Annotated in this window: 16 protein-coding genes; 15 read left to right on the top strand and 1 reads right to left on the bottom strand. The window is 68.2% G+C overall.

Features of this window, described 5'->3' with window-relative positions:
* Positions 1 to 127 precede the first annotated feature (127 nt).
* A complete protein-coding gene (locus BLR75_RS02685; RefSeq protein WP_084309834.1) occupies positions 128 to 676 on the top strand; it encodes a cytochrome b in 549 nt (182 codons plus the stop codon).
* Positions 677 to 1,063: 387 nt separating this feature from the next.
* Here BLR75_RS02685 and BLR75_RS02680 read toward each other — a convergent pair whose 3' ends face one another.
* The gene (locus tag BLR75_RS02680) at positions 1,064 to 1,516 is read right to left on the bottom strand and encodes a PaaI family thioesterase (RefSeq protein ID WP_084309833.1); all 453 of its coding nucleotides are present in this window, start codon (positions 1,514 to 1,516) and stop codon (positions 1,064 to 1,066) included.
* 380 nt (positions 1,517 to 1,896) lie between these two features.
* On the opposite strand from BLR75_RS02680, the gene BLR75_RS02675 reads away from it, so the two are divergent.
* From BLR75_RS02675 to BLR75_RS02615, 14 genes are all read left to right on the top strand, one after another.
* Positions 1,897 to 2,457 carry a Pvc16 family protein gene (locus BLR75_RS02675; protein ID WP_084309832.1) on the top strand — a complete coding sequence of 187 codons (561 nt, stop codon included), beginning with the start codon at positions 1,897 to 1,899 and terminating at the stop codon, positions 2,455 to 2,457.
* 103 nt (positions 2,458 to 2,560) lie between these two features.
* Positions 2,561 to 4,027, top strand: a complete 1,467-nt coding sequence (locus tag BLR75_RS02670; protein WP_084309831.1) for a phage tail sheath family protein — start codon at positions 2,561 to 2,563, stop codon at positions 4,025 to 4,027.
* 16 nt (positions 4,028 to 4,043) lie between these two features.
* Positions 4,044 to 4,475, top strand: a complete 432-nt coding sequence (locus BLR75_RS02665; RefSeq protein ID WP_084309830.1) for a phage tail protein — start codon at positions 4,044 to 4,046, stop codon at positions 4,473 to 4,475.
* Positions 4,476 to 4,482: 7 nt separating this feature from the next.
* A complete protein-coding gene (locus BLR75_RS02660) occupies positions 4,483 to 4,923 on the top strand; it encodes a phage tail protein (RefSeq protein ID WP_084309829.1) in 441 nt (146 codons plus the stop codon).
* Between the two features lie 12 nt (positions 4,924 to 4,935).
* Positions 4,936 to 5,115 (top strand): DUF5908 family protein, encoded by a 180-nt coding sequence (locus BLR75_RS02655; protein ID WP_084309828.1) that lies wholly within the window; start codon positions 4,936 to 4,938, stop codon positions 5,113 to 5,115.
* 3 nt (positions 5,116 to 5,118) lie between these two features.
* Complete coding sequence (locus BLR75_RS02650; RefSeq protein WP_084309827.1) at positions 5,119 to 5,826, top strand: CIS tube protein; 708 nt, start codon at positions 5,119 to 5,121, stop codon at positions 5,824 to 5,826.
* A 4-nt stretch (positions 5,827 to 5,830) separates the two neighbouring features.
* Positions 5,831 to 7,576 (top strand): type VI secretion system tip protein VgrG, encoded by a 1,746-nt coding sequence (gene vgrG / locus BLR75_RS02645; protein WP_084309826.1) that lies wholly within the window; start codon positions 5,831 to 5,833, stop codon positions 7,574 to 7,576.
* 11 nt (positions 7,577 to 7,587) lie between these two features.
* Positions 7,588 to 7,875, top strand: coding sequence for a PAAR domain-containing protein (locus BLR75_RS02640; RefSeq protein ID WP_084309825.1), 288 nt, complete (start codon positions 7,588 to 7,590; stop codon positions 7,873 to 7,875).
* 11 nt (positions 7,876 to 7,886) lie between these two features.
* On the top strand, positions 7,887 to 8,285 hold the full coding sequence (locus BLR75_RS02635) for a GPW/gp25 family protein (protein ID WP_084309824.1): 399 nt from the start codon (positions 7,887 to 7,889) through the stop codon (positions 8,283 to 8,285).
* A gap of 4 nt (positions 8,286 to 8,289) precedes the next feature.
* Positions 8,290 to 12,078: a baseplate J/gp47 family protein gene (locus BLR75_RS02630; protein ID WP_084309823.1), complete on the top strand. Its 3,789-nt coding sequence runs from the start codon at positions 8,290 to 8,292 to the stop codon at positions 12,076 to 12,078.
* Complete coding sequence (locus BLR75_RS02625; RefSeq protein WP_084309822.1) at positions 12,071 to 15,115, top strand: hypothetical protein; 3,045 nt, start codon at positions 12,071 to 12,073, stop codon at positions 15,113 to 15,115. The genes BLR75_RS02630 and BLR75_RS02625 overlap by 8 nt, the downstream gene beginning before the upstream one ends.
* A gap of 12 nt (positions 15,116 to 15,127) precedes the next feature.
* Positions 15,128 to 18,289, top strand: coding sequence for a hypothetical protein (locus tag BLR75_RS27155; protein WP_084309821.1), 3,162 nt, complete (start codon positions 15,128 to 15,130; stop codon positions 18,287 to 18,289).
* A 4-nt stretch (positions 18,290 to 18,293) separates the two neighbouring features.
* A complete protein-coding gene (locus BLR75_RS26615) occupies positions 18,294 to 19,610 on the top strand; it encodes a contractile injection system tape measure protein (protein ID WP_169720211.1) in 1,317 nt (438 codons plus the stop codon).
* Positions 19,607 to 24,991, top strand: coding sequence for an eCIS core domain-containing protein (locus BLR75_RS02615; protein ID WP_169720210.1), 5,385 nt, complete (start codon positions 19,607 to 19,609; stop codon positions 24,989 to 24,991). The genes BLR75_RS26615 and BLR75_RS02615 overlap by 4 nt, the downstream gene beginning before the upstream one ends.
* Positions 24,992 to 25,117 lie beyond the last annotated feature (126 nt).

Genomic DNA, 25,117 nt, shown 5'->3' with positions numbered 1-25,117 from the left:
AGCGCAGCGGTCGCCGCCGGACACTACACTCAGGCTGCTGTCGACTTCAGGTCCGGTTAAGGCCGGACCATGACAATGCACGAACCCGCCGGCAGAGCGGGGATGCATTCCACCGATAGGAGCCACCATGAGCCTGAGAAACCCGAACAACCGCTATGGAAGACTGTCGATCGCATTGCACTGGCTGATGCTGTTGCTGATCGCCGGTGTCTACATCGCCGTCGAAATGCACAGCAATTATCCCAAGGGCAGCGAGCCGCGGGCGCTGCTGATGAAATTCCACTTCATGCTCGGCCTGACCGTGTTCACCCTGGTCTGGCTGCGCATCGTCGCCCGCCTGCTAGTGCCGGCGCCGGGCATCCAGCCGCCGCTGCCGGGCTGGCAGAACGTGCTGGCCAAGGCGATGCACCTCGCCCTCTATGCCCTGATGATCGGCATGCCGCTGGCCGGCTGGATGGTCCTCAGCGCCGGCGACAAGCCGGTACCGTTCTGGGGCCTGGAGCTGCCGCACCTGATCGGCAAGGATCCGGACCTGGCCAAGCAGATCAAGGAAGTCCACGAGACGGTGGGCGTCATCGGCTACTGGCTGATCGGCCTGCACGCGGCGGCGGCGCTGTTCCACCACTTCGTCACGCGCGACAACACGCTGGTCCGGATGCTGCCGGGGCGGGAGTGAGTCCAGGCGCCAGTATTCCGTAGGAGCGGGCCATGCCCGCGACCGGTCGCGCCCAGGTGTAGGGCGAATGAAGCGGAACGCTTCATCCGCCGACCAGGCCGCGGCGATGGGATGACGGATAACGCGGGCGCGTTATGCGCCCTACCCGGATATTCCAGCGAAACGGTGTCGGGGCCCCACGACACCTCGGTGACGCCAAGGTCGCGCGCATGGCGCGCTCCTACAGGGGCTCCGAGCAACCTGCAAACGTAGGGTGGATGAGGCTTTTTTCATCCACCATTGCACGCGCCGGACAGGCCGAATGGCGGATCGATGGAGCGTGATCCACCCTACACATTGCCGACATCACGTCGCAGTACGTGGGGCGGAGCGCACCCGCCCCGCCCCTCAAACGTCCGCAGCCGGCGTCCGCTGCCGGTTGACGTACTTGAAGGTCCCCGACGCGGTGGCGACCACTTCGCCGGCGGCGTTGCGCACCTCGCCTTCGCAGAAGGCGATGGAGCGGGTGTGGCGGCGCACGCAGCCGACCGCTTCGATCAGGTCGCCGACCATGCCGCCGGGGCTGAGGAAGTTGGTCTTCATCTCGATGGTCACGCAGGCGCGCTTCTGCTCGTCGCGCTGGCTGGCGTTGAACGCCATCACCACGTCGAGGATGGTCATCAGCACGCCGCCGTGGGTATTGCCCAGGCTGTTCACGTGCCTGGCGTCGACCTGCATGACGATGTTCCCGGGGCCGCCCTCCGCGTCCGGGCAGTGGCGGAAATTCATATGGTCCAGCAGGGGAATATGGATGTTCCGATGCTCGGTCAGCAGTTTCAGCTGGGCTACGTCGACTTTCATGCTCTGGCGAATCCTGGCAGTGGGGTTGGCGAGGCGCCCATCCTGCCGCAGGCGGGAAGCGCGTCGCATCATGAACTCGGGTAGTCCGGTCGATGAGCTCCGGACAGCCCGATTTGAGCAGATCGACGTACCAGGCGAATCGTTCCAATGGAGCAATTCCACTCCGCTGTTCCCGCTGCCGCCGGCACGATCGGACAAGCGGTATCCCGGCCCCCGCGAAAACCCCGGGCACGCCAGAACCGGGCCTTCCAGCGTAATGGCAAATCGCCGCAAAGCCCCGTCCTAGAAGGCTTTCGGCCATGCCCGAAAATTGACGCAAGCGCAACGCGGACCTATACCGAAACCCGAGCTGTAAGGCGGGCCCGATCGAGGGAAGCCCCATGATCGCTGACGCAGTCGAGTTCATCCGCAAGGAAATTCGCCGCCATCTCGGCGTGGCCGATGACGACGTCATCGCCAACTCGGCGCGCAAGCTGGCCGAGGACGCCGGCGCCGTCGGCGCCTACATCTCGCTGATCAACGTCGAGGAAGAACCGGTCCTGCGCAACACGCCCCACGTCGAGAAGCGCCAGGGCAAGTCGCGCTACATCGAGCCGCCGGTGTTCCTCAATCTCTACCTGCTGATCGCCTTCAAGTTCGACCCGTACGAAACCAGCCTCATCCATCTTTCCAAGACCATCGAGCTGTTCCAGTCCCGGCGCTGGTTCTCCGCCGCGACCCAGTCCGGGCTGGGCGCCACGCCCTTTCCGGCGTCGCTGGAAAAGCTGGTGTTCGAGATGGTCAACATGAACTTCGAGCAGCTCAACAACCTCTGGGGCGTGCTCGGCGACGCCTACTTCCCCTCGGTGGTCTACAAGGTGCGGATGCTCAGGGTGCAACTCGACGAGATCGAGGACGCGCCGGAAATCACCAGCATCGTGCTGAACCAGGTGATCGAATGAGCCGCCCCGCCCGCCGACGACGATCCTGAAGGCATCCCACGCGCAGTCCCCACGCTCCGCCCGAATACAGCAGTCCCAATCCACCCGAACGAAGGGACACATCATGCCCAGCTACAGCACCCCTGGTGTCTACGTCGAGGAAATCCCCGTCTTTCCGCCCTCGGTCGCGCCGGTCGCCACGGCGATTCCCGCCTTCATCGGCTACACCGAGAAAGCTGTCGGCAAGCAGGGCGAAGACCTGACCAAGACCGCCGTCCGCCTCACCTCGCTGCTGGAGTACGAAGCGTACTTTGGCAAGCCGCCGGTGCAGGACATGGCGATCAGCGTGAGCAAGCGCGTCACCGCCGGCGGCCGGCTGCTCGGCGTGGCGCTGAGCTGGACCGCCAAGCCGTCGCTGCCCACGCAGTTCCTCCACTACGCCATGCAGCTGTACTTCGCCAACGGCGGCGGCCCCTGCTACGTCTACTCGGTGGGCGGCTACGGCAATGCGACCAAGGGCGCCTTCACCGACGCCATCACCGCGCTGGAAGCGGTGGACGAGCCGACCCTGCTGGTCTTCCCCGACGCGGTGAAGCTGGCCAACGACGGCGACTACGGCTCGGTGGTCGACGCCGCCCTGACCAGCTGCAACAAGACCCAGGACCGCTTCACCATCGCCGACGTGCGCAACGCCGTGGCCGGCGGCACCGACGACAACGCCAAGGTGACCGCCAACTTCCGCGCCAGGGTGACCAAGAACACCGTCGAGTTCCTCAAGTACGGCGCGGCCTACTTCCCGTACGTCAACACCAACGTGCCGTTCGCCAGCGCCGACGCCAACGTCACCCTCACCGCCTTCGACGTGGTCACGGTGGCCGACGACGGCAAGGAAACCTCGGCAGCCGTGCCGAATGCCGCCGGCAAGAAGCTCGACGACGCCACCCTCGACATCAAGGGCAAGGAAACCGCCGTCTACTCGGCGATCCAGGCGTTCATCGGCGAGGCCTACGTGACCCTGCCGCCCTCCGGCGCCATCGCCGGCGTGTATGCCCAGGTGGACCGCACCCGCGGCGTGTGGAAGGCGCCGGCCAACGTCGGCCTGAGCCTGGTGATCGGCCCGGCGGTCAACGCCACCAACGACCTGCAGGACGGTCTCAACATCGACGCCACCACCGGCAAGTCGGTGAACGTGATCCGCGCCTTCTTCGGCAAGGGCTCGCTGGTCTGGGGCGGCCGCACCCTGGCCGGCAACGACAACGAGTGGCGCTACATCAACGTGCGGCGCTTCGCCAACTTCGTCGAGGAATCGGTGCGCAAGGCGGTCGGCGTGTTCGTCTTCGAGCCCAACGATGCCAACACCTGGGTCAAGACGCGGACCATGATCGAGAACTTCCTGATCAACCAGTGGCGCGACGGCGCGCTGATGGGCGCCAAGCCCGAGCAGGCGTTCCGCGTGGTGGTCGGCCTCGGCCAGACCATGAGCGCCGACGACATCCTCAACGGCCTGATGATCGTCGAGGTGCACCTGGCCATCGTCCGCCCCGCCGAGTTCATCGTCCTGCGCTTCATGCAGAAGATGCCTGAAGCCTGACCGGAGGCCCTGAATCATGAGCGACTATCCGCTTCCCAAGTTCCACTTCCAGGTCCAGTGGGGTGGCACGCGCATCGGCTTCACCGAGATCTCCGGGCTGGACGTGGAGACCGAGGTGATCGAATACCGCGACGGCGCCCTGCGGGAATTCTCCAAGCTGAAGATTCCCGGCATGCAGAAGTACCCCAACGTCACCATGAAGCGCGGCGTGTTCAAGTCGGACAACGACTACTTCAACTGGTGGAACACCGTCTCGCTGAACACCGTGGAGCGCCGCGACGTGATCGTCAGCCTGCTCAACGAGGCGCACGAGCCGGTGATGGTGTGGAAGATCAAGAACGCCTGGCCGACCAAGATCGGTTCCACCGACCTCAAGGCCGACGGCAACGAGATCGCCATCGAGTCCATCGAACTGGCCCACGACGGCCTGACCATCCAGAACGAGTAGCGGCGCCATGAGCGTCTACCTGCCACCGGTCGGCTTCCACTTCAACGCCCGCTTCGACGTGCCCGGGGCGACGGAACGCGACGTGCGCTTCCGCGACGTCTCCGGGCTGACCATGGAGCTGGAGGAGTTCGCCTACAACGAGGGCGGCGAGAACCGCTTCTCGCACAAGCTGCCGGTGCGCGGACGCTACCCGGACCTGGTGCTCAAGCGCGGCCTGCTGGTGGATTCCGGGCTGCGCAAGTGGGTGCTGGACGCCGTGCACAACCTGGTGATCCAGCCGGTGACCGTGTGGGTGACGCTGCTCGACGAGACCCACGGGCCGCTGCAGACCTACACCGTGGTCGGCGCCTGGCCGAAGAAGTGGGTGATCTCGGACTTCAGCGCGGAGTCCTCGGAAATAGTCGTCGAAACGCTGGAGCTGGCCTACCAGTACTTCCGCGTCGACTAAGGAAACAGCGATATGCCCGTATTCATCAACGAAGTGGTGGTTCGTGGCACTGTCGATCGCCCGTCAGCACAGGCGCCCGGCGAACAGCCGGCGCAGGCCGCTCCGGTGGACCGCGAGGAACTGGTCGCCGAAGTCACCCGGCGGGTGATCGAGCAGCTGGAACGCGAACTCGACCGGATCGGGGAGCGCTGACGCATGGATGGCGCCCTGCTCAAGCTGACCATCATCCCCTTCGAGGACTCCGAGGGCGCCCTGGGCCCGCCGGCCGGGCCGCCCTTCATCGTGCAGTTCAACCCGGAGACCTACACCGACACCACCGAATTCAAGTACGGCCCCGACGAGCCGCCGCAGGGTTCGGCCGGTTCCGAGGCGAAGTTCGAGCGGGTCAATCCGAAGAAGTACAGCTTCGAGCTGCTGCTCGACGGCACCGGCGTCTCCCCCGCCCCGCCGCCGGCCGGCGCGCTGGACGCGGTGGCGCCGTCCACCGGCCTCTCGGTGGTGGCGCAGATCGAGCTGTTCAAGCTCACCGTCGGCTTCAGCGGCAACGTGCACCGGCCGCGCTTCCTCATGCTGGTGTGGGGCCGCCTGCTGGTGACCACGGTGCTGGAAAGCTACTCGGTGGCCTACAAGCTGTTCTCCCCCGCCGGCCTGCCGCTGCGCGCGAGCATGTCGGTGACCTTCCGCGAGCACACGCCCAAGGGCTTCGGCGAACTGCTGAAGAACCTCGCCTCGCCGGACATCCAGCACGCGCACCAGGTACTGGAAGGCGAGCACCTGTCGAAGATCGTCCACGACGTCTACAAGGACCCGGCGCACTACATGAGCGTCGCCGAGGCCAACCAGCTCGACACCGTGCGCCGGCTCGCCCCGGGCAGCGCGCTGTACCTCCCGCCGTTGAGGTGACGCGATGCCCGGCCTGCCCGAATTCGACACCCGCCCGACCAGCCTCACCACCTTCACCGTGAAGGCGGACGGCACCGCGCTGGACGCGGAGTACGAGATCGTCTCCATCGAGATCCGCCGCGAAGTGAACCGCGTGCCGAAGGCGACCATCGTGCTGCTCGACGGCGACGCGGCGAAGCAGACCTTCGCCCGCTCCGAGGAAGCCACGCTGATCCCCGGCGTCGAGGTGGAAATCCTCGGCGGCTATTCCTCCGAGGAAAGCACGCTGTTCAAGGGCATCGTTGTCCGCCAGCGCATCGAGGTCGGTTTGCGCGGCGGCTCGCGGCTGACCGTGGAACTGCGCGACCCGGTGTTCCGCATGACCCTCGGCCGCCGCTCGCGCAACTTCAGCGAGGTCAGCGATTCCGAGGTGATGGAACAGCTGATCGGCCTGAACGCGGGACTGACCGCCGACGTCACCGCCACCAGCCTCAAGCACCAGCAGGTGGTGCAGCATCAGGTCAGCGACTGGGACTTCCTGGTGATGCGCGCCGAGCTGTGCGGCCATGCGGTGATCTGCGTCGACGGCAAGGTCAGCGTCGCCCCGCCCACTGTTGCCGGCGTCGCGGAAATCCCGGCGGTGTTCGGCCAGGGGCTGCTCTCCGCCGAACTGGAGCTGGACGCGGAAACCCAGTTCACCCACGTCGAGACCGGCGCCTGGGACATGACCAACCAGGAACTGCTCACCAGCCAGTCCGACGACGTCGCCACGCCCGGTCCCGGCGACATCTCCGGCAGCCAGCTGGCCGAGGCCGGCGGGGTGAACTCCGCCCTGCGCCACCCCGGCGCGCTGGACCAGGCCATGCTCGACCAGTGGGCCGCCGCCGGCATGGGGCGCGCGCGGCGGGCGGCGATACGCGGCCGCCTGCGCGTGCAGGGCAACGCCGCGCTGCAACCCGGCGTGCTGATCGACCTCGGCGGCTTCGGCAGCCGCTTCAACGGGCTGGGCTTCGTCTCCGGCGTGCGCCACCGCCTCGGCCACGGCGACTGGGTCAGCGAAGTGCTGGTCGGCTCCGATCCCAAGCCCCACGCCGAGCGCTACCCGGTGGCCGCGCCGGCCGCCGGTGGCATTTCCCCACCGGTGGCGGGCCTGCAGATCGGCGTGGTCGCCGCGCTGGAAGGCGACCCGGCCGGCGAGGAACGCATCCAGCTGCGCCTCGCCACCATCAGCGAAACCGACGGGCTGGTGTGGGCGCGGCAGGCGCTGCTGGATGCCGGCGACAAGCGCAGCACCTCGTTCCGCCCGGAGCTGGACGACGAAGTGGTGGTCGGCTTCCTCGACGGCGACCCGCACCATCCGGTGATCCTCGGCGCGCTGCACTCCAGCGCCAGGCCGAACCCGCTGACCGGCGCCAACGACAACCACGAGAAGGCCATCGTCACCCGCGCCGGCATGCGCATCCATTGGGACGACGACAGGATCGTCGCCAGCATCGACACCCCGGCCGGCAACAAGGTGGTGCTCTCCGAGGACGGCAAGTCGATCCTCGTCGAGGACCAGAACGGCAACAGGATCGAGCTGAACTCCGACGGCATCGCCATGGAAAGTCCCGGCGATATCAAGCTCAAGGCCACCGGCGACGTGAAGATCGAAGGCACCAACGTCGAGCTGTCGGCCAATGCCAGCTTCAAGGCCAAGGGCTCGGGCGGCGCGGAGATCAGCTCCAGCGCCAGCACCGTGGTCAAGGGCTCGCTGGTGCAGATCAACTGAAGGAGATGGCCATGCCACCCGCCGCCCGACTCAACGACCTGCACGTCTGCCCGATGGTCACCGGCACGGTGCCCCACGTGGGCGGGCCGGTGCTCGGCCCCGGCGTCGCCAGCGTGCTGATCGGCGGCCTGCCCGCCGCGGTGGTCGGCGACAGCGCCAGTTGCTCCGGCCCGCCGGACAGCATCGTCGCCGGTTCCGCCACGGTGCTGATCGGCGGCAAGCCGGCGGCGCGCATGGGCGACAGCACGGCCCACGGCGGCAGCATCGTGCTCGGCGACTTCACCGTCATGATTGGCTAAGGAGCGGCACTATGGCCCTCGAAGATCCCTTCATCGGCAGCGGCTGGAGCTTCCCGCCGGCCTTCGACAAGAAGGCCGCCAGCGTGAGCATGAGCAGCGGCATCCGCGACATCGAGGAAAGCCTGCGGATCATCTTCAGCACCGCCTTCGGCGAACGGATCATGAACCCGCTGTTTGGCTGCGCGCTGGACAGCTCGGTGTTCGAGGTGATGAACGCCTCGCGCATCGCCTGGCTGGAGAACCTGATCCGCACCGCGATCATCTACCACGAGGCGCGCATCGACGCCGACCAGATCACCGTCGAGCCGGACCAGCCCGCCGGCCGCCTGCTCATCGCCATCGGCTACAAGGTGCGCGGCTCCAACTCGCGCTTCAACTTCGTCTACCCCTACTACCTGAACGAGGGCTGAGACCGTGACCTGCGCGAAAGGGAACTCCCTGGTCCGCTCCGGCCTGACCCAGGACGGCCGCATCCGCGCCGAACTCGCCAGCGACCACTTCCTCCCCGACGAGCGCGACCTCGCCGACCTGATCCTGTTCGGCCAGCGCTACGCGAAACACGTGCAGTACTACGACGCCGGCAACGCCAGGGCCGGCGACTGGAGCGCGTTCTTCGAGAGCGACCTGAGCGCCAGCCTCGCGGCGCTGGCCAAGCTGCCGGTGGACGCCTTCCGCGGCGCCCAGCTCGACCTGGAGAACTGGCTGAAGGCCGACCCGGCGCGCGACCCGGCCCAGCTCGCCGCGCACATGCGCCTCGCCTTCCACCTGCCGCTGCTGCTGTTGCAGATCGCCGGCAGCCACCACGCGCGTCTGCCCGGCGACCATCCCTTCGTGCGCACCCTGGTCGAACTCGCCGCCCGCGACCTGGCCGAACCGCTCGCCGGGCTGATCGGCTGGTACAAGGGCGCCTTCGACGCCAGCCTCGGCGCCGGCAACGAGGTGTTCGCCGACGATCCGCTGCTGCCGGCCGACTACAACATCGCCGGTGCTCTGGGCGACACACGCCTGCGCCTGTCCGCCACCCTCGCATCCGCCATCGCCGGGCAGCCGGCGTTCTCGGTAGCTCCCGTACCGGCTGCGATCCTCGCCAAGGTCGCTCCTTCCGGCTGGGCGTCGTTCTACGCCGCCACCGCCGCCGATCCCTCGCCCTGGCTGGACGCCATCGGCCAGTCCAACCAGCGCTACGAACAGATCTACGACGCCCTCAGCTACAACCTGCTGAGCACCTCGGTGGAACACATCTACCAGGGCCTGGAGCGCATCCGTCGCGACGCCGTCGTCCACCTCGAAGAGTCGCTGGCGAGCTTCGCCGGGCATGCGCCGAACTACGGCCTGTGGCTGGCCTTCCTCAAGCTGTTCCAGCACGCGCGCGGCGAACTCAACCGGTTCACCGAACGCCACCTGGACTTCTACTTCCGCGAAGTGCTGCGCCTGGACAACCGCGCGGCGCAGCCGGACCACCTGCACCTGCTGTTCGAACTGGCCAAGGGCGTGGAGGCCCACCTGCTGCGCGCCGGCACCCTGCTGCGCGCCGGCAAGGATGCGCTGGGCAATCCGGTGTCCTACGCGCTGGACAACGACATCGTGGTCAACCGCGCCAGCGTCGCCGAACTGCGCGGCCTGCAGGTGCTGGCGGGCGGCACGTCCGCGGCGCCGACCCGGCTGCCGCTGGCCGCGCTGGCGGTGCGCTCGCGGGATGGCCTCGGCGAAGTGCAACTGGCCAAGGACGAACCGGGCTGGCCGCCCTTCGGCCCGGCGGCCAGCCCCGCCGCGCGCATCGGTTTCGCCATCGCCGACCGCAAGCTGTTCCTCCGCGAGGGCGCCCGCCGGATCGTCCTGCGCGCCGAACTGAAGAACCCTCTGGCGAGCACCGCCATCGCCCCGCGCTGGATCGTCCGCCTGACCGGCGAAAAGGGCTGGTTCGAACTGCGCGGCACGGCGCAGATAGCCACCGTGCTGGACAACAGCTTCACCGAGCCGGCCGAAGAGGTGGCGGCAGACAGCAAGGCGCAATCGAAAACCAGCAAGAGCGATGCGCGGAAGAAGAAACCCAACGCCTTCGCCGGCAGCAAGGGCAGCGGCAAGGGCCTGCATATCATCGAGATCAGCCTCGACCTCGATCCCGACGATCCGCCCATAGTCCCGCTCGACGCCAGGCTGCACGGCGGCGACTATCCGCCCGGCGTGCCGGTGGCGGAACTGACCTTCGACTTCGATGCGCCCGGCAGCGCCCGCGCCTTCGCCGTGCTGCGCGACATCCGCGCCAGCCGCCTGACCCTGAGCGCCGAGGCCAGCGGCCTGAAGAACCTGATGGTGGTGGCCGGCGGCGGCGTGGTCGACGTCGCCAAACCCTTCGCCCCGTTCGGCGCGCAGCCGACGGTGGGCGCGCAGTGGATCATCGGTTCGGCGGAAATCTTCTCCAAGTCCATCGACGAGTGGGCGCTCGGCCTCGACTGGGCAAGCAGCTACAGCTCCACCGGCTACTTCCGCAATCGCTCGGCCGACAGCTACAACCCCGGCGAATCGGTGCTCAGCGGCGGCAAGTGGATCGCCGTGCCCGGCTCCAGCCGCACCTCGCGGCGCTTCGGCCGGGGCCGCAAGCCGACCAACGACACCGATATCGGCCTCGGCGAAACCGCCGTGGAAGTCGCCATGAAGGGCGCCGACCTGATCGACGGGCTCACCGAACAGACGCTGGAAAACCCGCCGCTCACCGCCACCTCGCTAAACGGCTTCGCGCGCCTGCGCCTGCCGCTGGACTTCGGCCACGCCGCCTTCGTCCGCGAGAACACCCGCGCGCTGATCGGCCTTTCCGGCGGCGCCGCCTACGCGGCCACGACGGGCGTCAACGTCACCACCCAGAACCTGCCGCGCGAGCCCTACAACCCGCTGGTCACCCGTCTGGAAGCCGCCTACGCCACCACCCGCGATGCGGTGGAGGACTTCACCCTGCTGCATCCCTTCGGCCTGTCCGACGGCACCGCCGATGGCCGCCTGTTCCCCGCCCTGCCCTTCGAAGGCGCGCTGCTGATCGGCGTGAAGGACTTCGCCGCCCCCGCCCGCCTGACCCTGCTGGTGCAGGTGGCGGACGGCTCCGGCGATCCACTGAAACAGGCGCCGCAACTGCAGTTCCACTACCTCGACGGCGATGCCTGGCTGGCGCTGGACGAGCAGGACATCGACGACAAGACCGGCGACTTCAGCAGCTCCGGCGTGCTCGGCCTGAACCTGCCGGAAGCCGCCGACACCGCCCACCGCGTGCTGCCCGCCGGCCTGCACTGGATACGCATCGCCGCGACCCAGGACGCGGCGGCGCTGAACCGGCTGCTCTCGGTGGACGCCCAGGCCGCCCGCGCCAGCTTCGTCGACCAGGATAACGACCCGGCCTTCCTCGCCACGCCGCTGCCGGCCGCGAGCATCTCCAGGCTGGCGGCGCCGGAACTGGCGATCAAGAAGATCACCCAGCCCTACAGCTCCTTCGACGGCCGCCCGCGGGAAGGCGCGCGGGCCTTCGCCACCCGCGTCAGCGAGCGCCTGCGGCACAAGGACCGCGCCGTGACCCTGTGGGACTACGAGGCGCTGGTGCTGGAAGCCTTCCCGCGCCTGTACCGGGTGAAGTGCCTGGGTACCACGGAGCTGCAACGCAACGCGCAGAACACCATCATCGCCGACAACGAGCAGATGCCCGGCGCCGTGACCGTGGTCACCGTGCCCTGGACCCACGGCCAGAACACCCGCGACCCGCTGCGCCCGTACACCGACCAGGCGACCCTGGCGGCGGTGGACGCCTTCCTGCGCAAGCGCATCTCGCCCTTCGTGCGGCTGGAGGTGCAGAACCCGAAATTCGAGGAGGTGCAGGTGGACTTCAAGGTGAAGTTCATGCCCGGCATCGGCGACATCGCCTTCTACATCGACGAGCTGAACAAGGCGCTGATCGGCTTCCTCACGCCCTGGTCGCGCCCCGGCGGCGGCGAGATCACCTTCGGCGGCAAGCTGTGGAAATCCACCATCATCGACTTCGTCGAGGAACAGCCGCAGGTGGACTACGTCACCGACTTCCGCCTCTACCACAAGGTCGACATCGCCGCCCCGGCCGGCGGCTGGACGCCGGTGGACGTGGAGCTGATCGAGGCCAGCACGGCGCGCTCGATCCTCGTTTCCGCCGCCCGCCACAGCATCAGCGAGGTGCCCGGCAATGGCTGAAGCCTCCATCCCGCGCCAGCCGCAACTGGCCCCGGCGTTCGACTACGGCTTCCTGCGCGCCGAGGGGCTGGTGCACATCCAGCGCCTGTCCGGCCTGCTGTGGACCGATCACAACCTGCACGATCCCGGCATCACCACGCTGGAAATCCTCTGCTACGCGCTGACCGACCTGACCTATCGCACGCGCTTCGCCACCGTCGACCTGATGACCGGGCCGGACGGCAAGACGGACCCGGCCAGCCTCTCCGGCCTCGCCCCGGCCCACGAGGTGCTGCCCAGCGCGCCGCGCACCCTCTTCGACTACCGCCGCCTGCTGCTGCGCATCGAAGGGCTGCGCAACGCCTGGCTCGATCCCATGCAGAACCCCGCCGAGCCGGCCAACTACCGTCTTTCCGAAGTGCCGCTGTACGCCGACTGCCTGGCCGATGCGCTGAGCTACGAGGCGAAGAACGCGGCGAACCAGGCCAACCATCCGCTGAAGCTGTCCGGCCTGTACAAGGTGCGGGTGGAACTGGAGATCGACGACCTGCTCGGCTCGCTGAACGAATCGGTGCTGACCTACCAGGTCCGTCGCGGCGCGCTGAAGGGCGCGGTACTGGCCTTCGACTGCATCGACCCGGCCTTTCTTGCCGGCGCCATCGACTTCGCCAGCGACCTCGCCAGCCTCGATTCGCTGAGCGTGTCCTCCACTCCGGGCGGCTTCAACGCCAGCCTCAACCTGACGCTGGACGGCGGCCAGTCGCTCACCCTGCAACCCTGCACCGTCCGCGTGATCGAGGACCGTCCGCGCCCCGACCGCCCGCCGCTGAACATCACCGCCCAGGCCATCCGCGGCGTGCTGCTGGCGACCGCCGCCGACGACGACCTGCTGCCGCTGTTCTGGCGCAAGCAGCAGCGCCGCGCCCAGTCCCTCGACGCGGTGCGCTGCGTGCTGCACGCCCATCGCGGATTGTGCGAGGACTTCCTCTCCATCGACACGGTGATCCCGTACCGCATCGGTATCTGCGCCGATATCGAGGTGACCCCGGATGCCGATCTGGAGGAAGTGCAGGCGCGGGTCTTCCACGAGATCGAGAAGTACCTGTCGGCGCCGGTGCGCTACCGCACCCTGGAGGAAATGCTCCGCGAAGGCCGCCAGCCCGACGAGATCTTCAACGGTCCCTTCGTCGATTTCGCCTTCACCTGCAACGGCCAGCCGGTGTTCACCAAACCCGGCTTCATCACCGACGAGGACCTCGCCAATAGCGAGCAGCGGCGCAAGGTGCAGGCCTCGGACATCATCAACCTGGTGGTGGACATCGACGGCGTGGAGGCAATCAGCAACCTGCAGCTGCGCGTCTACGGCAGCGACGGCCAGCCCGCCGGCAACGCTGTGAAGTGGACCCTGGCGGTGCCCGCCGACCACCAGCCGGTGTTCCATATGGCCGGCTCCAAGCTGCTCTTCCACAAGGCCGGCATCCCCTACCGCGCCCAGGTCACCGAGTTCCAGCGCACCCTCGACCACCTGCGCGGCCTCGACCGCCGCGAGCTGTACGTGGCGCCGGACCAGGTGCTGCCGGTGCCGCTCGGCCGCTGGCGCAACACCGACGCCTTCTACAGCGTGCAGCACGACTTTCCCGCCACCTACAAGATCGGCGCGGCGCGCATCTCGCCCACCGAGGAAGCCCCGCGCATCGCCCAGGCGCGCCAGCTCAAGGGCTACCTGACCTTCTTCGACCAGATGCTCGCCGACTACCTCGGCCAGCTCGCCAACCTGCGCCGCCTCTACTCCCTGGACAAGACCCTCGACCGCACCTGGTTCAGCCCGCGCCTGAGCGGCATCGCCGGCTCGCTGAGCGACTTCGACAGCGAGTTCTTCATCGACGCCAGCCTGGCCGACGACCTCACCCGCGTGCGCCTGAGCGAAACCGAGGAAGGCTTCCTCGAACGGCGCAACCGCGTGCTCGACCACCTGATCGCGCGCTTCGCCGAGCGTTTCGCCGACTACGCGCTGCTCTCGTTCCGCCTCTCCGGCGACCGCCTGAAGACCTCGGACCAGCTGATCGAGGACAAGATCGACTTCCTCGCCGAATACCCGCGGCTGTCCCGCGAGCGCGGCCAGGCCGCCAACATCCGCCCCGAGGACCCGGCGCGGGTGTGGGACAGCGACAACATCTCCGGCCTGGAACGCCGCGCCGGGCGCCTGCTCGGCATCGACGACCTGAGCCGCCGCGACCTGCACTGCGCCGGGCATTTCGACAAGCTGCTGCGCACCCTGAAGACCGGCGACGAATTCCAGGTGGCGATCCGCGACGCCGGCAACAAGCTGCTGTTCGCCTCGGCGGAAACCTTCGCCGACGCCGATGCCGCGCTGGCCGCCGCGGCCGATGTCTATCCCGGCCTGCGCGAGGAAGACGCCTTCGAGGTGGTGGAAACCCAGGGCGCCACCACCTTCACCCTGCGCATCGTCTGCGGGCCGACGCCGCTCACCCACAGGAACACCTTCGACACCGAGGCCGACGCCTACCAGGCCGCCCGCGCCATCGTCGACCGCTACGACGAAATACTCGCCTCCGACCTGTGCGGTTCCGAGGGCATGCACCTGATCGAGCACCTCCTGCTGCGCCCGCAGGCGGTGGGCGACAAGCTGATGCAGGTGTGCCTCAGCGACGAATGCGCCTTCTGCGGCGAGCAGGACCCGTATTCGTTCCGCGTCTCGGTGGTGCTGCCGTACTGGCCGGAGCGCTTCCGCGACCTGAACTTCCGCGCCCTGCTGGAACGCACCCTGCGCGAGGAAGCGCCGGCCCACGTGCAGGTGAAGATCTGCTGGATCGGCCAGCGGCAGATGATCGACCTCGACGCCGCCTACCACGCCTGGCTCGACGCGAAAGCCGCGCCGCGCCCCGATCCCATGGAGGTCGGCGACAGGGCGCGGGCGCTGATCGAAATCCTCGAATCGCTCACCACCGTCTACCCCGCCGCATCGCTGCACGACTGCGACTCAGGCGAGGAAACACCCATAGTCCGCCTGGGCTCCACAGCCCTCGGCATCTTCTAGGGAGCGCGGCAGATGGATATCCAGACCTTCTACCCGGTGTTCGAGACCGGCCAGGTGCTCACTTCCGAGCAGCTGAACGACATCATCGACTACCTCGAACCGCAGGACCGCACCACCCGCGCCAACCTGACCGGGATCGGCATCCTCTGCGGGCTGCGTCCGGACTGGAATGCCGCGGCGGGCACCCTGGCGCTGTCGCGCGGCGTCGCCGTCACCTCGATGGGGCACCTGATCGTCGAGGACCGCACTGTGTTCGACCGGGTGCGTCCCTATGAAGTCCCGATCCCCTCGGCGCCCACCGCCACGGCGGAGGACAAGGCGAAGGCGCGCTACCCGTTCCTGTTCGACGGCAATACCCAGCGCCAGGCCTTCGAGCTGCTGCCCACCGATTTCCAGCCCGCACCCGGAGAAGCCGCGCCGACGCCGCTGAGCGCCGCCTTCGTCGCCGACAAGACGCTGCTGCTGTTCCTCGAAACCAACCTCGAATCGCTGAAGAACTGCGACGTCAACGACTGCTCGGACAAGGGTTCGGAGATGAACCTGACCCTGCGCCGCCTGCTTGTTTCGCGCAGCGTCGCCGACACCATCCTGACCCAGGAACAGGCCATCGCCGGGCGCCCGATGGACCGCGCCAATCATCCAAGGCTGGGCCTGTCGCGCCTCGCCATGGACAAGGTGAATCCGGCCGGCAGCTCGCTGGTCGCCCTCGCCGACCTGTACGCCCGCTACCTCGCCAGCATCGCCAAGACCGCGGTGCAACTGATGCCGGCGATGAACGCCGCATGGAACGCCTACCAGCCGCTGCTGCGCGATCTCTACCCGGTGGAACGCTTCCCCGAGGGGCCGATTCCGAAGCAGCACTTCCTCAACATGCTCGCCGCGCTGGCCGAGGTGCCGTCGCTGGTGCAGTACCTGTACGGCGGCCTGCACGACATCGTCAGCAGCTACAACGAGTTCATCGACTGCGCGGCGGCCTTCGATGCCGAGTGCGCGCCCGACCCGGCGCGCTTCCCCCGCCATGTGCTGGCCGGCGACGTCGAGCCGCGCCCGCTGGCCTTCGCCGGCGCGCCGAAGACCCTGGCCGAATACCTCAAGTACGACCCGCTCACTGCCAAGGGCGGCGCCGCGCCGGAAGGCGCTCCGGCCCGCCGTCGGCATCATTTCGTGCCCTCCCCGGTGGCCGGCGCCGATTACGGCAAGGCCGCCGAAGTGCGTTCGCTGTTCGCCCGCACGATGCTGCTGGCGCAGACCTTCGCCACGCGCAACCTGCTCGGCGCCAGCATCGAACTGACCCCGTCCCGCGACGGCGCCGCGCCGCTGGGCGAACGGGCGATCCCCTTCTACTACCGCTTCGACACCGCCAGCGACCTGTTCGCCAACTGGTCGTGGCGCAAGGCGCGGGCCAACCGCTTCGGCGCGATCTTCTCCTGGCAGTTCACTGCCGCCGCCAATCCCCATCCGTTCCTGCTGCGCCAGGACGGCGAGGACTTCGTGCGCATCGAAGGCGTGCTCGGCAAGCCGCTCGGCTCGACCATGGCCGAACTGATCAGTGAGAAGCGCCGGCTCGGCCTGTCGCTCTCCATCCAGCCGGTGTGGCTCGCGCTGAGCGACGATCCCCGGCAGAACGACGCCGCCCGCCAGCGCGCCCAGGCCGCCATCCAGCAACTGCTGATGTGCCGGATGCGCGACCTCGACGTGATCTTCCTGATGATCATGGCGGCGATCTTCGCCTTCATGGTCTGGCTGGTGCAGGTGCTCGGCCGCCTCGACGCCACCAAGGCCACCAAACGCACGCCGCCGTCCACCACGCCCCCGGCCGGTGGCGCCGTCGGCGGGCTGGTGCTGAATGCCAATATCGCCGTGCTGAACCTGGAGCCGAAGGAACAGCAGAAGGTCCGCCTGATCAGCGACCAGTTGCTGAGCAGCGCGCGCAGCGAGAAGGTCCTGGCCGGCGACACGCTGAAGTTCATCGCCCAGAACGCCGTGGCCGAGCAGCCACTGCAGACCGTCGCGGTCGCCAGCGTCTACGACAAGGTGCGCGACAAGGCCATCGGCGGCGAGCTGTTCGACCGCGTGCGCGCCGCCAGCGACAGCCTCGGCGTGGCCGGCGACCGCGAGGAGCTGAGCAAGGCCATCTACCCCTCGGTGGCGCTGATGGCGCGCGCCGAGGAAATGATGAAGGTCGCCAGCGCCGACTCCCTCGCCGATTTCGACGGCGCCGCCTTCGACACCGCCCTGCACGGCTTCACCGATGCCTACGCCAGCTACGTGGCGCAGGCGGAAACCGACTCCAGCCGCGCCGGCGTGGAGATCGCCAACGCCAACCTCGCCATCGTCGGCAAGCGCGACATGGTCAACGCGGCGGCGACCCAGGTGTCCAGCGCGACCATCACCCAGGAGCTGGCCAAGCGCCTGAAGTCGATGTTCGACGAGATGACCTTCCCCGGCTTCGCCCGCAAGCATCCCGGCCTGGAGCACAAGGCCGGCGTGCCGGTGGGCGGCACCTTCGTGCTGCTGTATGCCGGGCGCGACGAGCTGGACGTGGGCATGCGCATCGCCCTGGAAAAACTGCGCGGCGGCATCGGCGACCTGTTCGCCAAGCTGCTCAAGGCCAATGCGCCCGACCTCTCGCCGGAAGAATCGATCAGGCAGCTGCTCGCCAGCAGCAAGCCGCGCAGCGACGACCAGCTCGACGATTTCGTCGTGCTCGGCGACTTCTGCCTGCCCTACCTGTGCTGCGACAGCGACTGCTCGGACGTGGTGGTGGACAAGCGCATCAACCAGGGCGTCGGCACCATCAAGGCCAATCTGCTGAATCGCGCGGTGCTGACCGACGCGGTGGTGACGCCGGCTCCGACACCCGCCCCGACGCCGACACCCACGCCAACCCCGACGCCCACACCCGCGCCAACCACCGGCAAGGTGGTGGTCAGCGTGACCTCCGGCGATCTGCGCCGTCCCGTGCCGGTGCAGGGCGCGATCCTGCTGGTCACCGACCTCGCCACCGGCAAGAGCAGCGAACGCCGCATGCCAGAAGCGACCCTGACGCTGGACCTGCCCTCCAGCAAATACTCCTTCGTCGCCACCAGCGGCACGGCCAGATCGGCGCCGGTGGAGATCGGGCTGAAGGCCGGCGCCACGCTCAACGTCAGCCTGCAGCTGATCGCGGGATAGTGGAATGGCAGGCGCGGAGCATCGCATCGGCCGGCTGGTCTTCGACCTCGCCGCGCCGGACGAGGCTGCCCTCGGCGGCTTCGGCGACATGCTGCGCAACCGCTTCGACGCGCTGATCCTGCCGGCGCTGCAGGCCGCCCTCGACCGCATCGACCGCCCCGGCGAACTGATCCGCCTCGACCGCGTGGAAATCGACCTGGGCGCCTTCGACCCGGCGCAGCTGGATGGCGACGAACTGCTGCGGCGGCTGGCCGCGCAACTGGCCGCCGCAGTGGTGCCACCGCCTCCGCCCGCCGACGCAGCGCCGGATACCGACGAGCTGATCGCCTTCCTGCACAGCGGCGAACTGCCGTGGGTCGAACCGGGCAAGGCGCTGGCGCTGCTCGCGTCCAATCTGCTGGCCCTCGATCCCCGCGCCCTGCGCCAACTGGCCGAACGCCTGCGCCCGCCGCTGATCCGACGGGCTGCCTGCGAACGGCTGGTGCGCCAGCTGCCCGTCGCGCTGCTGCGCCGCCTGCTGCGCGCGCTGCTACCGGAGGAACTGGCGCTGCCGCTGGCGACGGCCTTTGGCGAGGATGCGGCGGCGCCATCGGCTTCTTTGAGTCCGCTGCCGGAAGCGCAGGTCGCCGCGCTGGGTGAGATGTTCCGCACGCTTGCCAGCGGACTGCGGATGCCGGAGCTGGGCGAGGTGATCGGCCTGTATGTGGCGCTGGACAATCACATCGCCATGCCCACGCTGCCGACCGCTGCCATCCCCGCACCTGCTGCGCCCGGCGCAACGGCAGCCGAGCCGGCCGAAGCCGCGCAATCCAGCCCACGCCCGGTGCATGCCGCCGGTGCGGTGCTGCTGCATCCCTATCTCTCGATGTTCTTCGACCGCCTCGGCCTGCTCGCCGGCCCCGGTCGCTTCCGCGACCACGCCGCGCAATGCCGCGCGGTGCTGCTCGCCCATCATCTGGCGACCGGCGCCGAGGACGCGCCGGAGCCGGAAACCGTGCTGTTCAAGCTGCTCTGCGGATTGCCCTTCAGCGAACCGGTGCCGCGTCGCATCGAGTTCAGCGAACAGGAGCGGGCGGCATCGGAAGCCCTGCTGCGCAGCGTGATCGGCCACTGGGGGCGGCTGGGCAACACGACACCCGCCGGCCTGCGCGAGGGCTTCCTGAGCCGCCCGGGACGGCTGGAGCGGCGGGGCGAAAGCTGGCTGCTCAGCGTCGAACCCAGCGGCATCGACGTGCTGCTGCGCGACCTGCCGTGGGCGCTGTCGCGGGTGCGCACGCCCTTCATGCAGTCGATCCTTGCCGTGGACTGGCGCCAGCCATGAAGACCGCCGCCGCGCCGCAACGCAAAGCCTCCACCAGCGAGGCCAAGGGCGGGGGCGCGGCGCGCAAGCCGTTCTTCACCCAGGCGAAAGCCCGCGAGGAAGAACCCCAGGCACGGATGAAGGTCGGCCGCCCTGGCGACCGCTACGAACTGGAAGCGGACCGCGTCGCCGACCAGGTGGTGGACGGCAAGGGCGCCGGCAGCGGACTGGCGGCGGGCGTCACCCCACTGGCCCAGCGCGCCGCCGAGCCAGAGGAGGAAACCCAGGCCAAGGCGGTCGAGGAAGAGGAAGTCCAGAACAGAGAAGAGGAAAAGGAAGTCCAGGCAAAAACCGAAGAGAAGGAAGAAGTCCAGGCCAGGGCTGATCCCGAGAAAAAGGAAGAACTCCAAACCAAGGGCGATCAACCCGAGGAAGAACAGGCCCAGGCCAGGGAAGAAGAGGAGGAGCTGCAAGCCCGCTCCAGCCACGCCGGCACCTCGCCTTCCGCCGAAATCGCCCGGCAGATTCGCGCCTCCCGGGGCGGCGGCAATCCCCTGCCCGGCCCGCTGCGCGAGAAGATGGAGGCGCAGTTCGGCGCGAAACTGGATGGCGTGCGCATCCACACCGACGCCCCCGCCGTGCTGCTGTCCCAGGCGCTCAAGGCACAGGCGTTCACCCACGGCAGCGACATCTTCTTCAACGAGGGCAAGTTCGCCCCGGACTCCCGCTCCGGCCAGCACCTGCTCGCCCACGAACTGACCCACACCATCCAGCAGGGCGCGGTGCAGCCGGAAGCGCAAGGCGGCGACAAGGACGTGGTCAGCCTCGCCGCCGCCGAAGACGCCGACAGCTACCAGGTACGCCCGGAGATCGTCGAGGCGATCCGCCTGGCGCGCGGCGAGATCGGCAAGGTCAATGCGAAGAAGAGCGGCGCCGACGGCAAGCGTGTCGGCTGGGAACGCCTGCGCGAATACTTCTCCACGGCGTTCGGCGGCCCGGTGGTCAGCGAGCAGGTGATCGACAGGATCACCACCATCGAGAAGACCGACAAGGACGGCAAGAAGACCCGCATGGACGCGCTGCCCAGTTGGTGCGGCATCTTCACCTGGTGGGCGATGAAGAAGGCGGGCCTGCCGATTCCCGACTGGAAGCTCGGCGCGCCGGCCCTCGACGCGCTGAAGCTGCGCCCGGCCGGCGAACTGCCGCGCAAGGGCGACATCGCCATCGACGTGCTGCCGAACAACCACTTCGCCATGGTCACCGGGCTGGAGAGCCGCAAGGACGCCGAAGGCAAGCCGCTCAAGCTGACCCGCGTCGCCACCATCAACGGCAACACCGCCGGCGAGGACAACCTCGGCGGCCAGGTGCAGGAACGCTGGCACGAGTTGGAGCACTGGAACCACTTCCTCGACCCGGTGGGCAAGCTGAGCCTGCCGGAAGCGCCGCTGGTCACGGTGGGCCGCGAGCCGGAACCGATAGAGGCTGAATCCGCCGCTCCGGCCGCCGAGGCGAAGGTGCCGCAGCCGGCGGAGGACCGTGGGCCGACGGTGGAAAGCCTCGACCTGGAGAGCGAGGTGCCCGCCCCGCCCGGCGACCTGATGGGCGAAACGCTGCCGGAACCCGACCTGAGCCTGCCGCCGCCCGCCGACATCGGTCCCGCCGAGGAAGTGGCCGTAATCGAGAAGGCCGACCTGTCCGGCAGCTCCGACGAGGCGACCACCAGGTTCATCGACGCCAGCCCCTCGGCCATGGCCGTCACCCAGCCCGAACTCGGCCCGGCCATCGACGGCAAGATGAAAGCCGAGCAGCAGGACATCGTCGACAACCCGCCGGTACTGGAAGCCAAGACCTCAGGCAGCGTCGACGTGCCCCTGGCCAGCGCCGACCAGATTCCCATCCCCGGCGATGCGCAGCTCGGCGACGGCGTGCAGGGCAGCGACCCGGGCAACCTGCAGACGGTCTCGGAAGGCACGCCGCTGCCGTTCCGCGGCAATGCCGAGCGCGAGAAGGAACTGGAGGAGGAAGACTCCGGCTCGTTCTGGGACCGCTTCATGAACTTCCTCAAGAAGTTCATCAAGGGCATCCGCACGAAGGACGACAGCATCGACACCTCCGCCGGCGACCGGCCGAAGGTGGGGCTTTCCGGCGAGGCCGATCCCGGGCGCATGGACACGCCGCGCGAGGAAGGCACCACGGCGCTGAAGGACCAGCGCGACGCCCAGGTCACGGCGCTGCGCAACAACCCCGGGCAGGCCAACATCCAGCCGCGCAAGCTCGACGAGCAGCGCCCGGTCGCCGTCTCGCCGGAAGCCGCGGCGACCATCGATCCGCAGGCCGACGACAACGTCGCCGCCTACGCCGCCGCGCCGCTGCCGCAGGACGTGCGCGACAACGCCGACGCGCGCATCGCCAAGACCCTCACGCCGAACCTCGCCGAGGCGCGCAGCCAGACGGTGGACGCCGCCACCGCCCGCGACACCGACAAGGACCGCGAGATCGACACCGCCCAGCAGGCCGCCGCGCAGCTCAACGCCGACACCGACGCCGCCCAGCGCAAGCTGGTGATCGACAACCGCGGCAAGGTCGCCAGGCTGCAGGGCGAAGGCATCGGCGAGGCCTACGACCACGTCAACGCCTTCAGCGCCGACGCCGCCACCGAGCAGGGCAAGGCGCGCAAGGAGATCGGCGACCACGTCAAGAGCGAGGAAGGCAAGGCGAAGACCGAGCTGGACACCGGCGAGAAGGACGCCGAGAAGGAGAAGACCGAGGGCGAGCGCAAGGCCGCCGAGAAGAAGGCCGAGCTGGAGAAGGAGCAGGACAAGGGCAGCTGGTGGGACCGCGCGAAGAACGCCATCAAGCGCGCGGTGAAGGTGATCACCGACGCCATCGACAAGGTCTTCACCGCCGTGCGCAACGCGGTGAAGACCATCATCGAGAAGGCCAAGAACGCCGCCATCGGCCTGATCAACGCCGCCCGCGACTGGGTGGTGGACAAGCTGGACAAGTTCCGCGACTGGGCCAAGGACAAGGTCAACACCTACCTGAAGGACACCTTCCCCGGTCTTGCCAAGCGCATCAACGACGGCATCGACTCGGTCACCGACGCCGCCATCGACGGCGTGAACAGCGTGGCCGACGCGGCCATCGAGGGCATCACCAAGCTGGCCGATTCCCTCGCCGCCGCCCTCGACAAGATCCTCTCGACCTTCCAGACCGCGCTGAAGACCGCCGTGCGGGTGGCCGGCGCGGTGCTCCAGGGCGACTTCGCCGAGGCGCTGCGGGCGGCCATCGAGGGTGCCTGCGAGATCGCCGGGGTGGACTCCAAACCGGTGTTCGAGTTCTTCGACCGCGCCGGCAAGGCGGTGATGTCGATCCTCAAGGACCCGGTGGGCTTCATCAGGAAACTGTTCGGCGCGGTAGGCGACGGCATCGGCAACTTCTTCAAGCACATCAAGAAGCACCTCATCGACGGCGTGGTCGGCTGGCTCACCGGCGCGCTGGCCGAGGTCAACCTGAGCGGTCCGTTCGAGTTCAGCCCGCGCGGCATCCTCAGCATCGTCCTGCAGGTGCTCGGGCTGACCTACGCCAACATCAAGGCGCGGGTGATCAGGAAGGTGCCTGCCGTCGCGCCGGTGTTCGAGCTGGTGGAAAAGGGCTACGAGCTGCTGCTCAAGGTGATCGACGAAGGCCCCGGCGCGCTCTGGGAAGAGATCAAGACGCAGCTGTCCAACCTCAAGGAAACGGTGATGGCGGCCATCCGCAACTGGCTGATCGTCACCGCGATCAAGGAGGGCATCGTCTGGCTGCTGTCGCTGACCAACCCGGCGTCGGCCATCGTCAAGGCGATCAAGCTGGTGTTCGACCTGGTGATGTTCCTGATCGAGCGCTACCAGCAGATCAAGGACTTCATCCTCTCGGTGTACGCGGCGGTCGCCGAGGTCGCCGCCGGCAACTTCGCCAAGGTCACCGAGGCGGTGGAGAACGCCCTGGCCCGCTCGGTGCCGGTGCTGATCTCGCTGTTCGCCTCGGTGCTCGGCCTCGGCAACATCGCCAAGCAGGTGAAGAGCGTCATCACCACCATCACCAGGCCGATCAACAAGGCCATCGACTGGGTAGTGGACAAGGCGGTGGCGATCGCGAAAAAGGTGGTGAGCAAGATCAAGGCCGGCGCGAAGAAGGCGAAGGAGAAGGTCAAGGAAACCGCGCGCAAGCTGATCGACTGGTGGAAGGCCCGGTCCGGCTTCAAGGACGACTCCGGCGAGTCCCACACGCTGTCGTACAAGGGCCAGAAGAAGTCGGCCAAACTCTACGTGGCGAGCAGCAACCCGCTGCAGATCGACGTGTTCCTCAAGCAGCGGCAGAAGGAAGCCAAGGCCGGCAGCCCGGAACTCGCCCTGGTGACCCAGGCGCAGACCTACTACACCACCCAGGTGGTGCCCGCCGAACAGGCGCTGATCGCCGCCGACGCCGGCTCGTCCACCGCCAAGAAGACCAGGGGCGTCGAGGACAACAGGAAGCTCGCCGATGCCCTGCAGCAGCACCTCGACCACATGGGCACGACGTATCTGCGGCACATGTTCGGCAGCGGCGCCAAGGACTTCCCGCCGCCGAAGCTGCCGGTGATGGCCGACAACGTGAAGGCGCGCAGCTTCAGCGCCGACTACATCGTCAACGCGCCGGGCTACAAGTACCCGGTGCACACCGGCACCTCGTCCACCGCGCACAAGGGCAACCTGCAGGGCTGGACGATGATTCCCAAGCCGCTGCGCGAGAACCAGACCTACGTGCGCATGCACCTGCTGCCACACAAGCTCGGCGGCGACGCGGTGGATTCCAACCTGACCCCGGCCAACGGGCCGAAGTACAACATCCCCTTCGGCAGCTCGGTGGAACGCACCGCCAAGCAGAAGGCGGTGGAAGGCCCGCCGGCGCAGATCGAACCGATCTGGTACAGCTTCACTATCGGCTACCACCCGCTGGCCGGCGGTGGCGGCGAATCGCCCTGGCCCAGCCTGCTCAAGGCCGAATGGGGCACCTACGAGAAGCGCAATCCGGCGGACAAGGAATGGGTGCGCAAGAGCACGCCGAGCGGGCAGAAATCCGAGTCGCCGGCCTACCCGACCTTCACCGCCGTCACGCCGGACATCAACGACGCCGACACCACCGCCGGCGAGATCGCCGATGCCGCCGACGTCGACCGCGGCTTCGCGGTGCTAATCCTGAATCTGCGCGACGCCCTCGGCGGCAGCTTCGGCACCACCCAGGCCAACTTCACCCGCAAGATGAACGACCGCTACCTGAACCGCGCCACCGGCGACACCCGCCGTGGCGTGGAGAACTACGAGGCGCGGCTGGACAAGGTCAAGGCGGCGATCAAGGGCGGCAAGTTGCTGCTCAAGTAGATATTTCATGGTTCCCACGCTCCCGCGTGGGAACCCATCCGGGGACGCTCCGCGTCCCATCGACGCGGGAGCGTCGAGAGCTGCATTCCCACGCAGGAGCGTGGGAACGATAACGCACTGCCTGGC

The organism is Pseudomonas jinjuensis (assembly GCF_900103845.1).
GTDB classification, from domain to species: domain Bacteria; phylum Pseudomonadota; class Gammaproteobacteria; order Pseudomonadales; family Pseudomonadaceae; genus Pseudomonas; species Pseudomonas jinjuensis.
Note: the sequence above shows the minus strand (reverse complement) of the source record. Positions and strands in the feature narration are given on the sequence as shown.